At 56.1% G+C, this 15246-nt stretch carries 10 protein-coding genes and 2 tRNA genes; 5 read left to right on the forward strand and 7 right to left on the reverse strand.

All coding sequences use genetic code 11. The features are described from left to right. The first annotated feature begins 20 nt into the window (after positions 1-20). Complete coding sequence (locus RGW60_RS11720) at positions 21-1157, forward strand: catalase family protein (protein WP_322204770.1); 1137 nt, start codon at positions 21-23, stop codon at positions 1155-1157. 184 nt (positions 1158-1341) lie between these two features. Here RGW60_RS11720 and RGW60_RS11725 read toward each other — a convergent pair. Then, a tRNA-Asp gene (locus RGW60_RS11725) sits at positions 1342-1418 on the reverse strand. A gap of 20 nt (positions 1419-1438) precedes the next feature. Next, positions 1439-1514, reverse strand: a tRNA-Val gene (locus RGW60_RS11730). Positions 1515-1674: 160 nt separating this feature from the next. Here RGW60_RS11730 and rdgC point away from each other — a divergent pair. The 3 genes from rdgC to sugE all read left to right on the forward strand — a co-directional run bounded on the left by rdgC (position 1675) and on the right by sugE (position 4080). Continuing rightward, complete coding sequence (rdgC, locus tag RGW60_RS11735; protein WP_322204771.1) at positions 1675-2595, forward strand: recombination-associated protein RdgC; 921 nt, start codon at positions 1675-1677, stop codon at positions 2593-2595. Between the two features lie 78 nt (positions 2596-2673). Then, positions 2674-3630 carry a bile acid:sodium symporter family protein gene (locus tag RGW60_RS11740; RefSeq protein ID WP_322204772.1) on the forward strand — a complete coding sequence of 319 codons (957 nt, stop codon included), beginning with the start codon at positions 2674-2676 and terminating at the stop codon, positions 3628-3630. Between the two features lie 135 nt (positions 3631-3765). Then, entirely contained in the window at positions 3766-4080 is a 315-nt protein-coding gene (gene sugE, locus RGW60_RS11745; RefSeq protein ID WP_322204773.1) for a quaternary ammonium compound efflux SMR transporter SugE, read from the forward strand. Between the two features lie 11 nt (positions 4081-4091). Here sugE and RGW60_RS11750 read toward each other — a convergent pair whose 3' ends face one another. Both RGW60_RS11750 and RGW60_RS11755 read right to left on the reverse strand, forming a co-directional pair. Beyond that, complete coding sequence (locus RGW60_RS11750; protein WP_322204774.1) at positions 4092-5966, reverse strand: MFS transporter; 1875 nt, start codon at positions 5964-5966, stop codon at positions 4092-4094. Positions 5967-6092: 126 nt separating this feature from the next. Next, on the reverse strand, positions 6093-7232 hold the full coding sequence (locus RGW60_RS11755; protein WP_322204775.1) for a TDT family transporter: 1140 nt from the start codon (positions 7230-7232) through the stop codon (positions 6093-6095). Positions 7233-7455: 223 nt separating this feature from the next. On the opposite strand from RGW60_RS11755, the gene RGW60_RS11760 reads away from it, so the two are divergent. Then, entirely contained in the window at positions 7456-10929 is a 3474-nt protein-coding gene (locus RGW60_RS11760) for a PAS domain-containing hybrid sensor histidine kinase/response regulator (protein WP_322204776.1), read from the forward strand. A gap of 83 nt (positions 10930-11012) precedes the next feature. Here the strand turns inward: RGW60_RS11760 and aceK are convergent, their stop codons facing one another. The 3 genes from aceK to cysK all read right to left on the reverse strand — a co-directional run bounded on the left by aceK (position 11013) and on the right by cysK (position 15166). After that, entirely contained in the window at positions 11013-12737 is a 1725-nt protein-coding gene (gene aceK, locus RGW60_RS11765; RefSeq protein WP_322204777.1) for a bifunctional isocitrate dehydrogenase kinase/phosphatase, read from the reverse strand. A 325-nt stretch (positions 12738-13062) separates the two neighbouring features. Continuing rightward, positions 13063-14001, reverse strand: coding sequence for an aspartyl/asparaginyl beta-hydroxylase domain-containing protein (locus RGW60_RS11770; protein WP_322204778.1), 939 nt, complete (start codon positions 13999-14001; stop codon positions 13063-13065). 190 nt (positions 14002-14191) lie between these two features. After that, positions 14192-15166, reverse strand: coding sequence for a cysteine synthase A (cysK, locus tag RGW60_RS11775; RefSeq protein ID WP_322204779.1), 975 nt, complete (start codon positions 15164-15166; stop codon positions 14192-14194). Positions 15167-15246 lie beyond the last annotated feature (80 nt).

Raw genomic sequence — 15246 nt, forward strand, 5'->3', positions numbered from 1 at the left:
CCGGATACAAGGATCAACACATGCTGACCAAACTCTGGGTCCGCCTCGGCGCGTTTCTGGGCAAGACCTTGCTCAAGTTGCTGGCACTTGGCCTGATCGGATGGCTGCTGGCAACCACTTGGTATGCATGGCACTACCGCGGGCCGGTGTCGGCGCAGGAGCAGATTCCGCCTGAGGAATCAGCGATGTCCCAAGACATCATCCAGACCGCCATTCAGATCGTCGATCAACACCGCGAAAGTACTCGTTATCTGCGGGATGCCCATGCCAAAGCCCATGGCTGCGTGAATGCACAGGTTCAAGTGCTGAACGATCTCGCTCCGGCACTGCGCCAAGGCGTGTTCGCCGAGCCAGGTAAAATCTGGCAAGCGTCGATGCGCCTGTCCAACGGCAACGCTTTCCCGCAGTTTGACAGCATCAAAGATGCGCGCGGCATGGCCATCAAATTGATGGATGTACCCGGCACGCAGTTGTTAGCCAACCAACAAGGACGCGGCGAGCAGGATTTCGTGATGTTCAGTCATCCGAATTTTTTCGTCAGCGATGTCGCTGAATATCGTCAGAACATCGCTGCCCAGGCCAACGGTCAAACCGGCCTGGCGTTTTTCCCAAACTGGGACCCGAGAACCTGGCAAATCCGCCACCTGTTCATTGCATTGGGCACGCTGGCACCGGCGCCTGATAGCCCGACCCAGGTCACTTACTACTCGGTATCGCCTTACAAGTTCGGCGCCGCCAATGCCAAGTTCCGGGTCGCGCCGGACCCGCAAAACTGTCCCGACTACGCGCTGCCGCTCCAGAATCGGAAAATGCCAAACTTCCTGCGCGGCGCACTGACTCAGCAATTGTCGACAGATAGAGTGCCCGCTTGCTTTGTTCTACAGATCCAGCGGCAAGACTCAAGCAAGTTTATGCCCATCGAAGACACCAGCATTGAATGGAAGGAAAGTGACGCGCCGTTCGAAACGGTCGCCTCAGTGAAAATTCCAGCGCAAGACTTCGACACCCCAGAGCTAAATCTGGCGTGCGATAACGAATCATTCAGTCCCTGGTTTGGTATCACTGACCACCGCCCGATTGGTGGTATCAACCGTCTGCGCAAAGCGGTGTACGACGCGGTAAGCGAGTACCGCCATGCGCGTAACGCCGAACAATAATTGGCGGCGGCAACGTCTGTTCGCACAACGGAGTAGGAGCCGAAGGCTGCGATCAGTCAAAGAGACCTTCGCCAATAAGTTGGCCCCTGCAAAGGGCCTCCTACCGGTAAATTTCGCACAAAAAAAAACGACCCTAAGGTCGCTTTTTTTGCTTCAAGGAGTTCAAGGGCCTTGAAACGTAATATGGCGCAGCGGACGGGACTCGAACCCGCGACCCCCGGCGTGACAGGCCGGTATTCTAACCGACTGAACTACCGCTGCGCGTAACACTAAGAAGGAATTGGTGGGTGATGACGGGATCGAACCGCCGACCCGCTGCTTGTAAGGCAGCTGCTCTCCCAGCTGAGCTAATCACCCTTCACTCTCGGTGTGGCGCGCATTCTATATAGCGACCCTACCTCTGGCAAGCACTTTCTAAAATACTTTTATAATGCCGCCAAAGGCTTAGCGCAGGGTTGGCCGCAGACGCTGAGGAGGGAATAATGCCCCCCTTTGCACATAAGGAGAGCTTTACCCCATGTGGTTCAAAAACCTGCTTGTCTATCGCCTGACCCAAGATCTGCCTTTTGATGCTGAGGCGCTGGAAACCGCATTGGCGACCAAACCCGCGCGCCCATGTGCCAGCCAGGAGTTGACCACTTACGGTTTCGTGGCTCCGTTCGGCAAAGGCGAGGACGCACCCCTTGTCCACGTCAGCGGCGATTTCCTACTGATAGCTGCGCGCAAAGAAGATCGTATTCTGCCCAGCAGCGTTGTGAATGACGCAGTAAGAGAGAAGATCGAAGAGATCGAAGCCGAACAAATGCGCAAGGTCTATAAGAAGGAGCGCGATCAGCTCAAGGACGAAATCATCCAGGCGTTCTTGCCCCGTGCCTTTATTCGTCGCGGCTCGACCTTTGCCGCCATCGCACCGAAGCAGGGTCTGATCCTGGTCAACGCTTCCAGCCCGAAACGCGCAGAAGACCTGCTGTCTACGTTACGTGAAGTGATCGGCTCATTACCGGTGCGCCCTCTGACCGTGAAAGTCTCGCCAAGCGCGACCATGACTGAATGGGTCAAAACCCAAAAAGCGGCTGACCACTTCTTCGTGCTTGATGAATGTGAGCTGCGTGACACCCACGAAGATGGCGGCATTGTTCGATGCAAGCGCCAAGACCTGACCAGCGAAGAAATCCAGCTGCACTTGAGCACCGGAAAAGTGGTCACTCAACTGTCGCTGGCCTGGCAGGACAAACTGTCGTTTGTGCTTGACGACAAGATGGTGATCAAGCGCCTGAAGTTCGAAGATTTGCTGCAAGACCAGGCGGAACAGGACGGCGGCGAAGAAGCCCTTGGCCAGTTGGATGCCAGCTTTACCCTAATGATGCTGACCTTCGGTGAGTTCCTGCCGGAGCTGTTCGAAGCGTTAGGAGGCGAAGAACTGCCGCAGGGCATTTAACGCGTCATACCACTCCGCTGTTTTGCGCTACCGGCAGCGGTAGCGCACGCTTTCTCACTATAAAAACAGGATCAGACCATGCGTGCGCTGGCTGCGTTGAGTCGCTTTGTGGGCAATACTTTCGCTTATTGGGTGCTGTTGTTTGCCGTGTTGGCGTTTGTGCTGCCCCAATGGTTTATAGGGTTGAAAAGCGCCATCGTGCCGTTACTCGGCTTGGTGATGTTCGGCATGGGCCTGACGCTCAAGGTTGATGATTTTTCAGAAGTCGCTCGCCATCCATGGCGTGTGGCCTTGGGCGTTATCGCCCATTTCGTGATCATGCCCGGAGTGGCCTGGTTGTTATGCCGAGTGTTTCATTTGGCCCCAGAAATAGCCGTCGGTGTGATTTTGGTGGGCTGCTGCCCAAGCGGAACCTCTTCCAATGTCATGACCTGGCTGGCCCGGGGCGACTTGGCGTTGTCGGTCGCGATTGCCGCCGTGACCACTCTTCTCGCCCCATTGATGACACCGGCATTGATTTGGTTACTGGCCTCAGCCTGGCTGCCGGTGTCCTTCATGGATATGTTCTGGTCGATTCTGCAATTAGTGCTACTGCCTATCGTTCTCGGCGTCGTTGCACAACGCGTACTCGGACCACGGGTGAAAGCTGCAGAAGAGGTATTGCCGCTGGTGTCTGTGGTCAGCATCGTCATGATCGTCGCCGCCGTGGTCGCCGCGAGCCAAGCGAAAATCGCTGAATCCGGGTTGCTGATCATGGCCGTGGTCATCCTGCACAACAGCTTCGGCTTCGTGCTGGGCTACTTCACTGGCAGGTTGTTCAAGCTGCCTTTGGCTCAACGCAAATCCTTGTCGCTGGAAGTCGGCATGCAAAATTCCGGGCTCGGCGCCGCACTGGCCAGCGCACACTTCACGCCATTGGCTGCTGTGCCAAGCGCCTTGTTCAGTGTTTGGCACAATATTTCCGGGGCGCTGCTTTCTACTTACTTCCGGCGCATGAGTGAGAAGGCGGATCGGGAAGCGGCCAACACTCTGTAGATGCCAACGTGCTGGCCGGCTGCTTGCAAGCTTGCCCTTGGGCCGAGAATGTGCAAAATACTGCCCACAGTCAGGACGACCTGACCGTTACATCAGAAAAACCCATCCGAGGACGACCTCACGTTGGAGGTCATCATGTCTTGGATCATTTTGGTTTTTGCCGGTCTGTTTGAAGTCGGTTGGGCCGTCGGCCTGAAGTACACCGACGGTTTCTCCCGCCCGATTCCCACGGCCCTCACCGTCACAGCGATCATCATCAGCCTCAGCTTGCTGGGCCTCGCCATGAAAGAATTGCCGCTGGGTACCGCCTATGCCATCTGGACTGGCGTTGGCGCAATTGGCACAGTGATCGCGGGAATCATTTTGTTTGGCGAGTCCATGGCGCTGTTTCGGCTGGTCAGTGTTGGGCTGATTCTGTGTGGATTGGTGGGGTTGAAGCTGAGTACTTGAGCCGTTTGCGGCTACCTGACCGCTCCTCTCAACGCCGCCACTTGGGCTTGCAAACTGGCAGGTAACGCGGCGTCGCCGGTCACTGCGGGGCCGGCGACCAAGGTAATGCGCGACCACAGCCGATGAAGTACGCCCTTGTTCGGGTCGCGGCTGAAAAAACTGCCCCATAACCCTTGCAACGCCATCGGTATCACCGGCACCGGGGAATCTTCTAACACCCGCGTCAGGCCACCCTTGAACTCATTGAGTTCGCCATCCGTCGTCAGTTTGCCTTCGGGGAAGATGCACACCAACTCACCGTTTTTCAGGTATTCGGCGATTTTCTTGAACGCTTGATCGTAAATCAGCAGGTCTTCGTTGCGCCCGGCAATCGGGATGGCGCCGGCCGTGCGGAAGATGAAATTCAGTACCGGCAGGTTGTAGATCTTGTAGTAAGTCACGAAGCGGATCGGCCGTCGTACTGCCCCGCCGATCAACAGCGCATCAACGAACGACACATGGTTGCACACCAGCAGCGCAGCACCCTCGTCAGGAATCCGGTCAAGATGGCGGTGTTCAACGCGGTAGAGGGAATGGCTGAGGAGCCAAATCAGAAAACGCATGCTGAACTCGGGAACAATCTTGAAAATATAAACATTCACGGCGATGTTCATTAGCGACACCACCAAAAACAGCTGCGGGATCGATAGCTTGACCACGCTGAGCAGCACAATCGAGACAATCGCCGAAACCACCATGAACAGCGCGTTAAGGATGTTGTTGGCCGCGATGACGCGTGACCGCTCTTTCTCCACGGTGCGCGACTGAATCAATGCGTACAGCGGCACGATATAAAAGCCGCCAAAAATGCCAATACCCAGCACATCTGCCAAGACCCACCACGCTTGGCCATAAGACAACACCGCCAACCAGTCATTAACTTGAACGTTCTGCGCGAATCCCCCTGAATGCCACCACAGCAACAGCCCGAACACCGTCATCCCCATGGAACCAAAGGGCACCAGACCGATTTCGACTTTGCGCCCGGACAAGCGCTCGCAGAGCATCGAACCCGAGGCAATACCGATGGAAAACACAGCGAGAATCAGCGTAACCACGGTCTCATCGCCGTACAGCCACTCTTTGGCATAAGCCGGGATCTGCGTCAGATAAATCGCACCCACAAACCAGAACCAGGAGTTACCGACAATTGAACGCGATACCGCAGGCGTTTGCCCAAGACCCAAGCGCACGGTGGCCCAGGACTCACTGAAAATATTCCAGTGCAGGCGTATTTCCGGAGAGGCCGCAACCGCACGCGGAATGCCACGGCTGGCGATGTAACCCAAACCGGCAACCACCAACAGTACCGTAGCAACGAGGGGTGCGTACTGCGCAGAAGACATCATGATCCCGGCGCAGATAGTCCCGGCCAAAATCGACAAGAAGGTGCCCATTTCCACCAGCCCGTTGCCGCCAACCAGTTCATTCTCATGCAAGTGTTGCGGCAGGATTGAGTATTTCACTGGCCCAAACAACGCCGAGTGAGTGCCCATGGCGAATAGCGATAACAGCATCATCCACAAGTGATTAAGCATAAAGCCCGTTGCCGCCACCAGCATGATCGCGATTTCACCTAGTTTGATAAGGCGGATCAACGCGTCCTTGGGATACTTTTCACCAAACTGCCCCGCCAAGGCCGAGAACAGGAAGAACGGCAGAATGAACAGCAACGCACACAAGTTGACCCAGATCGAACGATCGCCCTCAATCGTGAGCTTGTAGAGTATGGCGAGAATCAACGACTGCTTGAGTACATTGTCGTTAAACGCCCCTAGGGACTGAGTGATGAAAAACGGCAGGAAGCGCCGTTTCCCTAGCAGATTGAATTGCGATTGTTGACTCATAGACCCCGCACCCCATGACGCCTTATCCGGCTTTCAGTGGCCGACATTGAAAACGCTAAACACATGGATGTCGATAGGATGCGTCTGATTCTGTTGCCGTCTATTTCCTGTAACCGTATACCACTGTTATTTACTCAACCCAGCAATGCACGGCGAAACGAATAACTCGCCCCGATAAGCGCCGCGAACGGTGCGGGTCATGACGATCAACCACAACACTGCCAGGCACAACACTAGCAACGTACCCACCACGGAAAAGAACGCAAGATCAAGCCGCGCTGCCAACTTCAACGTGGCCAAGGCATAGACCCCAAGTGGAAAAGTAAAGCCCCACCAGCCCAAGTTAAATGGAATGCCGGTGCGCAGGTAGCGACCAGTGATCAGTACAGCAATCAGCATCCACCACAGACCGAAACCCCACAGCGCAATGCCAGCCACCAGACCAATGCCGTCGGCTATTTCACCGAGGCCTGGCAAACCGTTGGCCGCGAATATCGCCGGAGCGTCGGCGCCCATCACCAGCATGCCCAACGCGCCAGTCCCAATCGGACCCAACGCCAGCCAGCTCGACGCGGCCATACTTTCGTGGGGCAATTTATGCAGCGCCATGCGCAACAGCAAAATGGTCAAAATACTAAACGCCACCGGCACCGAGAACGCCCACAGCACGTAGCTGGTGATCAACATGCTGAACTGCGACGATGCATCCGCCAGATGCGGTGCCAGCAATCCCCCGCTGGCCGCAGCCACTTCGGCAGCCACCACTGGCAGCAGCCACACGGCGGTCATCTGGTCGATGCTGTGTTCCTGCCGGGTGAACATCATGAACGGGATCAGTACGCCACACGCCACGGCCATTGTGACATCCAGCCACCACAGCACGTCGGCGACCGAGATCACCGCATTGCCCCAACGCGGTAGGCCGAACAACAGAAAGCCATTGATGATAGTTGCCAGCCCCATGGGAATGGTGCCGAAAAACATAGAGACGGTTGAATGACCAAATACCCGCCGTGCTTCATCAAAGAACAGCCCCCAGCGCATTGCATACAACACGCCGAACAACAAGAACAGACCCATATTGAATAGCCACAATGCTTCGGCAATCAGGCGCACGCCTGGGATCTGTACGGGCAGCTGAGCCAAAGTCAGGGCGAGAACACCGGTACCCATGGTCGCGCCAAACCAGTTAGGGGTGAACTGGCGAATGACATCACGTGGGTGGTTCAATCGGCTGAGTGGACGAACGGGGTAAAGGGTTGTCATGGTGAGCTCCTGTCCTCTGATGCGGTAACGAAAGCTTATAACGCAACGATCTATCTATATAACGGGTAATTTAGCTATAGGTGATCTGTTTTACCTATATGCACATCTACACGCGTGGCACCAAACCCTGCCGCACCCTTAGTAGTCACTGACGAAGCCCCGGCATCATGCGAGACTACCCCGCCAGGGCTGTTCGAAGTGCTGGCGTTATTTGGAGCTCTACATGTCGTTGTCCAGCGGACTTATCGCTGCGGTCGCTGTTGCTTACATGGCCATTATGTTCGCCATCGCCTTCTATGGGGATCGGCGTAGCAAGCCGTTGTCGCCTAGGCTGCGGGCGTGGGTATACAGCTTGTCACTGGCGGTGTATTGCACCAGCTGGACGTTTTTCGGCGCCGTGGGCCAGGCAGCGGAACAACTCTGGTCATTTCTGCCCATTTATCTCGGACCGATATTGCTACTGATGCTAGCGCCTTGGGTGCTGCAAAAGATGGTGATGATCAGCAAGCAGGAGAACATTACCTCCATCGCTGACTTTATCGCCGCCCGCTACGGTAAATCGCAATCGCTCGCGGTGGTAGTTGCACTGATCTGCATGGTGGGAGTGCTGCCCTACATCGCGTTGCAGCTCAAAGGCATTGTGCTGGGCGTGAACCTGCTCACCGGCGCGGTTGCTGAATCCACTGGCGTCCGCGCTCAAGATACTGCGCTGATCGTTTCGCTGGTCCTCGCCTTATTTACCATTTTGTTCGGTACGCGCAGCCTGGACGTCACCGAACACCACCGCGGCATGGTGCTGGCCATTGCCTTTGAAGCACTGGTCAAGCTGTTTGCATTTCTTGCCGTGGGGGCCTTTGTCACGTTCGGCCTGTATGACGGGTTTGATGACCTATTCAATCAGGCGATGCTCGCACCGCGTCTGGAAGAATACTGGAAAGAAACCGTCAATTGGCCATCTATGGTGGTCCAGACTGGCGTGGCGATGATGGCAATGATCTGCCTGCCCCGGCAGTTTCACGTCATTGTGGTGGAGAATACCGAGCCCCAAGATCTACGCGTGGCCAAATGGGTGTTCCCGGCCTACCTTGCCTTAGCGGCGTTGTTCGTGGTGCCCATCGCCTTGGCCGGGCAAATGCTGTTGCCTAGCTCGGTATTGCCTGACTCTTTCGTGATCAGTTTGCCGCTGGCCCAAGCCCATCCAGCGCTGGCGCTGTTGGCGTTCATCGGCGGCGCGTCAGCGGCCACCGGCATGGTCATTGTCGCCAGTGTCTCCCTGTCGACCATGGTCTCCAACGACATGCTGCTGCCCTGGCTGCTGCGCCGACAAACCGCCGAACGCCCATTCGAGGTGTTTCGCCAGTGGATGCTGTCAGTGCGCCGCGTGAGTATCGTGGTCATTCTGCTACTGGCGTATGTCTGCTACCGACTGCTCGGCTCGACGGCAAGTCTGGCCACCATTGGCCAGGTCGCTTTCGCTGCGATTACCCAGTTGGCGCCCGCCATGCTCGGCGCGTTGTACTGGAAGCAGGCAAATCGCCGGGGGGTATTCGCCGGACTGGCGGCCGGGACGTTCCTCTGGTTCTACACCTTAGTGTTACCCATTGCGGCCAACAGTCTAGGCTGGTCGCTGAGCACTTTTCCGGGGTTGGAGTGGCTGCACGGCAACCCGTTCAATTTACCCATTACTCCGCTGACGCAAGCCGTGGTGCTGTCGCTGGCGGGCAACTTCACGTTGTTTGCCTGGGTCTCGGTGTTATCTCGCACTCGGGTTTCCGAACACTGGCAAGCCGGGCGATTTATCGGTCAAGAAATCAGCGCACGTCCGCGCAGCCGTTCATTGCTGGCGGTGCAGATCGAAGACTTGCTGACACTGTCGGCGCGCTTCGTCGGTGAAGAACGCGCCCGGCAAAGTTTTATCCGTTTCGCTTACCGTCAGGGCAAAGGCTTCAACCCCAATCAAAACGCCGACGGAGAATGGATCGCCCATACCGAACGGCTACTGGCGGGCGTGCTCGGCGCTTCGTCGACCCGAGCTGTGGTTAAAGCCGCCATCGAAGGCCGCGACATGCAGCTTGAAGACGTGGTGCGTATCGCTGACGAAGCGTCGGAAGTGCTGCAATTCAACCGAGCGCTATTGCAGGGCGCGATTGAAAACATCACCCAAGGCATCAGCGTGGTCGATCAATCATTGAAACTGGTGGCCTGGAATCACCGCTATCTGGAAGTGTTCAATTACCCGGAAGGGCTGATCAGTGTGGGTCGACCGATTGCCGACATCATTCGTCATAACGCCGAACGTGGCCTGTGTGGTCCGGGTGAGGCGGAAGTGCACGTGGCGCGTCGCCTACACTGGATGCGTCAAGGCCGGGCACATACCTCTGAACGATTATTCCCCAGCGGACGAGTGATTGAGCTGATTGGTAACCCGATGCCGGGCGGCGGCTTCGTCATGAGCTTCACCGACATTACGGCGTTTCGCGACGCCGAGCACGCGCTCAAGGCCGCCAACGAAAGCCTGGAACAGCGCGTCGCCGAACGTACCCATGAGCTGTCGCAATTGAACGTCGCGCTCACCGAAGCCAAGGGCACCGCAGAGACCGCCAACCAATCAAAAACCCGCTTTCTTGCTGCGGTTAGCCATGACTTGATGCAGCCGCTGAACGCCGCACGGCTTTTTTCTGCTGCGCTGTCTCATCAGGACGAAGGGATTTCCGAAGACGCTCAGCAGTTGATACAGCATATGGACACCTCGCTGCGTTCGGCGGAAGACCTGATCAGTGATCTGCTAGACATGTCCCGCCTGGAAAACGGCAAAATCACTCCCATGCTTCAGCCATTCCCACTCAATGCGCTGTTTGACACCTTGGGCGCCGAATTTAAGGCCTTGGCTAAAGAGCAAGGCGTGAAATTCCGTTTACGCGGCACCCAGTTGCGGATCGACAGCGACATGAAGTTATTACGGCGGATTCTCCAGAACTTCCTGACCAACGCCTTCCGCTATGCGCAAGGGCCGATATTGCTCGGCGTGCGTCGCAAAAAAGGACAACTGTGTCTCGAGGTGTGGGATCGGGGGCCGGGTATTCCCGAGGAGAAACGCCAAGTCATTTTCGAAGAATTCAAGCGCCTGGACAGCCACCAGACCCGCGCTGAAAAAGGCCTCGGCCTTGGCTTGGCAATTGCTGACGGTTTGTGCCGAGTATTGGGGCATGACTTGCAAGTCCGTTCATGGCCAGGCAAAGGCAGCGTGTTTAGCGTAACGGTGCCGCTTGCCAGTAATCAATCGGCAGCGATCGTGATGCCTGCCACACCGAAAGGCGAGCCGCTGAGCGGTACCCACATACTGTGCGTCGATAATGAAGACAGCATTTTGATCGGCATGAACAGCCTGCTGACACGTTGGGGTTGTCAGGTGCGCACAGCCCGCAACCGTAGTGAGTGTGAAGCCCTTTTGAACGAGGGCGTGCGCCCGCAATGGGTATTGGTCGATTACCACCTCGACGAAGGCGAAACCGGCACGGCACTGATGGCCTGGTTACGTACCCGCTTGGGTGAACCCGTGCCAGGGGTCGTTATCAGCGCCGACGGCCGCCCTGAACTGGTGGCGCAAATTCATGCAGCTGGCCTTGATTACCTGTCCAAACCGGTCAAGCCGGCGGCGTTGCGGGCGCTGCTGAGTCGACCGGCGAGTTTGAGTTGATGCAGGAAGGAGACGCAGCGTTAGCAAACGCCGTCGCGACTCCGGCAGCCACAGAACAGTAGGAACATTTATCGCCGCCTCGGCTAAAGACTCGCCCGTCCTTTGCGTCGATACGGAAACACGTCAATGACCTTCCCATCTCTAATCGCTTGCTGGAGGCTTTTCCAGTAGTCAGCGTCGTACAGTTCGCCATGCAATTTGGCGAACAGCCGACGCTGGCCCATGTCGGCGAACAGAAATGGCGGAAACTCTTCCGGGAATACGTCCAGCGGGCCAATGGAGTACCAAGGCTCTGACGACATTTCGTCCTCGGGGGTACGAGGCTCCGGTATTCGGCGGAAGTTGGCTTCGGTCAAAAAGCAGATTTCGTCGTAGTCATAAAACACCACGCGTCCATGGCGGGTGACCCCGAAGTTTTTCAACAGCATGTCGCCGGGAAAAATGTTCGCCGCCGCCAGTTGTTTGATCGCCAGCCCATAATCCTCTAGTGCCTCCTGCACCTGAGCGTCGTTGGCATTTTCCAAATACAGGTTTAGCGGGATCATCCGCCGTTCGGTCCAGCAGTGGCGGATCAACACGCTATCGCCGTCCACCTCGACCGTCCCGGCCGCGACGTCCAAAAGTTCAGCAAGACATTCCGGGGCAAACTTACTCAGCGGGAAACGGAAATCGGCGAACTCTTGGGTATCGGCCATGCGCCCTACGCGATCAACCGTTTTGACCAGCCGATACTTTTCGATCACAGTCGCCCGATCTACGTTTTTCGAAGGTGAGAAACGGTCTTTGATGATCTTGAATACGGTGTTAAATCCCGGCAGCGTAAACACACTCATGACCATACCGCGCACGCCGGGCGCGATGGTGAAGCGGTCGTCGGTGCTGGCCAAGTGATTGATCAAGGCCCGGTAAAACTCGGATTTACCGTGTTTGTAGAAGCCGATTGAGGTGTACAGCTCAGCGATGTGCTTGCCGGGCAAAATACGTTTGAGAAAGCCGACGAATTCGGCTGGAACCGGCACATCGACCATGAAATACGAACGCGTAAACGAGAAGATGATCGACACATCCGCTTCGTCAGTAATCAGCGCATCAATCTGAATACCTTGGCCTTCAGGGTGCAACAACGGAATCACCAGCGGCCATTGCTCGTCGAGGGTGAAAATTCGGCCAACCAGATACGCACCTTTGTTGCGGTACAGAATCGAAGAAAATAACTCAATACTGAGCCTCGGGTCTTTGCATACCCAATCGGGTAAATTCTCACGCAATTGGCGTTCCAGGCGCTGCAAGTCCCCCGGCAAATCAGCAAACGGAACATCAAACCTGTACTCGGCAAAAACCGCCGAGAGCATCTTCAACAAATCGCCTTCGGGTCTGTAGGTGCGGGTTTGCGCGGCTTTGCCCTGATGATGCAGTGACGGACGCGTGGTGTGGATGAACATGCAGCCGTCGCTGATCAGGTCATGGCTGAACAGGCCGCAAAATATCGAATTGAACCAGGTTTCGGCCAACTCGTCGTCGAACCGCAGATCAATCAGGTCGATATAAGCGCTTTTGACCAGCGGCCAGCACGCCACGTCCAATAGGTGCTCGGCGTCAAATTGAGCGCTTAGGCGCTTACCGGTCTCGCTGACCTTCTCTTCGTACAGGCTGATCCGCGCTGCCGAGGCGCGCTGAGCTTCCTGCCACTGCGCTTGCTCGAAACGCACCCGAGCACCGTCGGCGATTTGCCGGAAATGATCCCGATAATCATCGAAGCCATCGAGAATCTTCTGCGCGATATCAGCGGCTGGCCATTTTGGGGGCATAAAAGACCTCGGCAAACATCCAAAAAGTTGAGCTTAGTCAGCGGATTGGAAAGCGGGAGACTGCCCCGCCTTCTTAGGGAATAAATTCGCTCCCACGAGATTTTATTTGCTGATCTGAACCCCGGCAGCGAAATCAGAACGGCCATACCAGCGCCAAAGAGAAACGTACCAGCAGAAAGGCAACGGCGGGGCTGGGGCACGACAAACAGGGTGATCGTGGCCAGTGAGGCCAAAGCGTCGTGTGAAAAAAATATGGGGTAGGTGGTGACTGATGAGCACCGCCGCCGACCATTGCCAGCGTTCGGTGCGTTGTGTAATCAGCTATTTAGCCAAACAGCCAGTAACCCAGCAAGGTGAACACAACAATCGCCAGCACAGGGCGCATAAGGCGGTAGCCCTTAGGGTAACGGCGTTTTAGCTTTTTCACGCCACCGCTGAAGCTGGTGCTGAACCGCTTGCTGTAGGCATAAGCCTGATTGATCCCACCTACCCGTTCATCGTCCAGATTCTGTGGCGCGGTGGCACGGCCCAAAAACGCGCTTATCGAACGATTAATGCGGGTCATGAACTTCGATTTTAAGGGCCGCTCAACGTCACAGAACAAAATTACCCGGGTCTGCGCTGTCTGGTTCTTGACCCAATGTACGTAGGTCTCGTCGAACATCACGTCTTGACCATCGCGCCATGCGTAGATTTGACCGTCCACATAGATGCGGCAGTCATCGGAGTTCGGGGTTGAAAGACCCAAGTGATAACGCAGCGAACCGGCGAACGGGTCGCGGTGCGGGTTGAGGTGACTGTCACCCGGCAACAGGGCAAACATCGCCCCCTTGACGTTGGGTATCCGGTTAACCAACTCCACCGTCTTCGGGCACAGCAACTCGGCAGACGGCAGGGCTTTGTCGTACCACTTGAGGTAAAAACGCTTCCAGCCTTTCTTGAAGAACGAACCGAAGCCAGCGTCGTTGTCCTTGGCGGCAGCGCGTATATAGCCTTCGTCGAACAAATGCATGGCTTCGTCGCGGATGATTTCCCAGTTGTCCTTGAGCAGATCCATTTCAGGAAACTGGCTGCGATCCAGATAGGGCTTGGAGGCCACGCCGGAGAACAGATACATCAAGGCGTTGTAGGGAGCGAACAGCGCAGAATGGTTGACGAACTGACGCAGCAACGGCAACCGGGCCTTACCGCGCAGGTGTACGTACAGTGTGCTCCCCAGGAAGAGCATCAAAATCGATGCCTTGGCAGCAAAAGAAAAGGTCATGAAACACTCCTGAAAAATAGGCAAATAACTGCACTACGCGGCACTGTTCTGATTAGTGATCCCGAGGGCGCTGCCATGGCAGTCGCCTTCCACATTCCGTCTTCGCGAAATGCGCACTGAAGAGGATTCGAAGCCCGCCATGATATGCCTTCAGGAGCCAGGTAAAAAGCGGCCTGTAAGCAACGAACCGTTATTGCTGGTTTTCTTGATCGGTGAACAGGTCGCTGAACAGCATGCTCGAAAGATATCGTTCACCCGAGTCCGGCAAAATCACTACGATGGTTTTGCCCTGCATTTCTGGAGTTTCGGCCATCCGCACCGCCGCGGCCATGGCAGCGCCGCATGAAATACCGCACAAAATCCCTTCTTCTCGCATCAAACGTAAAGCCATGGCCTTGGATTCGTCGTCCGTGACAAGTTCGACCCTATCAACAATGGAAAGATCAAGATTGCCAGGTATAAAACCAGCGCCAATGCCCTGGATCTTGTGAGGGCTTGGGGTGATAACCTCCCCGGCCATCGCCTGGGTAATGATCGGCGATACGCGGGGTTCCACTGCCACCGACAAAATCGGCTTGCCCGCAGTGTGCTTGATGTAGCGCGAGATACCGGTAATCGTGCCACCCGTGCCGACGCCTGCGACCAGTACATCAATGGCACCATCGGTATCGTTCCAGATTTCCGGCCCGGTGGTTTTTTCGTGAATATCAGGATTGGCCGCATTATCGAACTGCCCCGGCATGAAGTATTTGGACGGATCGCTGGCAAGTAATTCTTCGGCTTTCGCAATGGCCCCCTTCATCCCTTTGGCGGCTTCAGTCAGAACCAACTCTGCGCCTAGCGCCTTGAGCACCTTGCGGCGCTCGATACTCATTGACGCGGGCATCGTTAGCACCAACTTATAACCCCGTGCGGCGGCGACGAATGCCAGGCCGATGCCAGTATTACCTGACGTCGGCTCAACGATGGTCATGCCTGGCTTGAGTTTGCCACTGCTTTCAGCGGCCCAAATCATGCTGGCGCCAATGCGACACTTCACCGAATAGCCGGGGTTTCTTCCTTCGATCTTAGCCAGGATTGTGACCCCGCGTGGTGCAATGCGGTTGATCTGCACCAGCGGCGTGTTACCTATGGAATGGGCGTTGTCAGCGTAGATGCGGCTCATGGCAGTGTCCTTATGCGCGATATCGAATGGGCAAAGCCTATGCTGCGAACTTGTGTGCGTCCAGTGCAGCGAACGGATGC

This window comes from Pseudomonas sp. AB6 (assembly GCF_034314105.1).
In the GTDB taxonomy this organism is placed as follows: Bacteria; Pseudomonadota; Gammaproteobacteria; order Pseudomonadales; family Pseudomonadaceae; genus Aquipseudomonas.

Coding starts and splice junctions, on each gene's coding strand:
- cysK (WP_322204779.1), bottom strand. CDS start 15,166: ATGAGCCGCATCTACGCTGACAACGCCCATTCCATAGGTAACACGCCG.
- rdgC (WP_322204771.1), top strand. CDS start 1,675: ATGTGGTTCAAAAACCTGCTTGTCTATCGCCTGACCCAAGATCTGCCT.
- RGW60_RS11760 (WP_322204776.1), top strand. CDS start 7,456: ATGTCGTTGTCCAGCGGACTTATCGCTGCGGTCGCTGTTGCTTACATG.
- RGW60_RS11755 (WP_322204775.1), bottom strand. CDS start 7,232: ATGACAACCCTTTACCCCGTTCGTCCACTCAGCCGATTGAACCACCCA.
- aceK (WP_322204777.1), bottom strand. CDS start 12,737: ATGCCCCCAAAATGGCCAGCCGCTGATATCGCGCAGAAGATTCTCGAT.
- RGW60_RS11740 (WP_322204772.1), top strand. CDS start 2,674: ATGCGTGCGCTGGCTGCGTTGAGTCGCTTTGTGGGCAATACTTTCGCT.
- RGW60_RS11750 (WP_322204774.1), bottom strand. CDS start 5,966: ATGAGTCAACAATCGCAATTCAATCTGCTAGGGAAACGGCGCTTCCTG.
- sugE (WP_322204773.1), top strand. CDS start 3,766: ATGTCTTGGATCATTTTGGTTTTTGCCGGTCTGTTTGAAGTCGGTTGG.
- RGW60_RS11720 (WP_322204770.1), top strand. CDS start 21: ATGCTGACCAAACTCTGGGTCCGCCTCGGCGCGTTTCTGGGCAAGACC.
- RGW60_RS11770 (WP_322204778.1), bottom strand. CDS start 14,001: ATGACCTTTTCTTTTGCTGCCAAGGCATCGATTTTGATGCTCTTCCTG.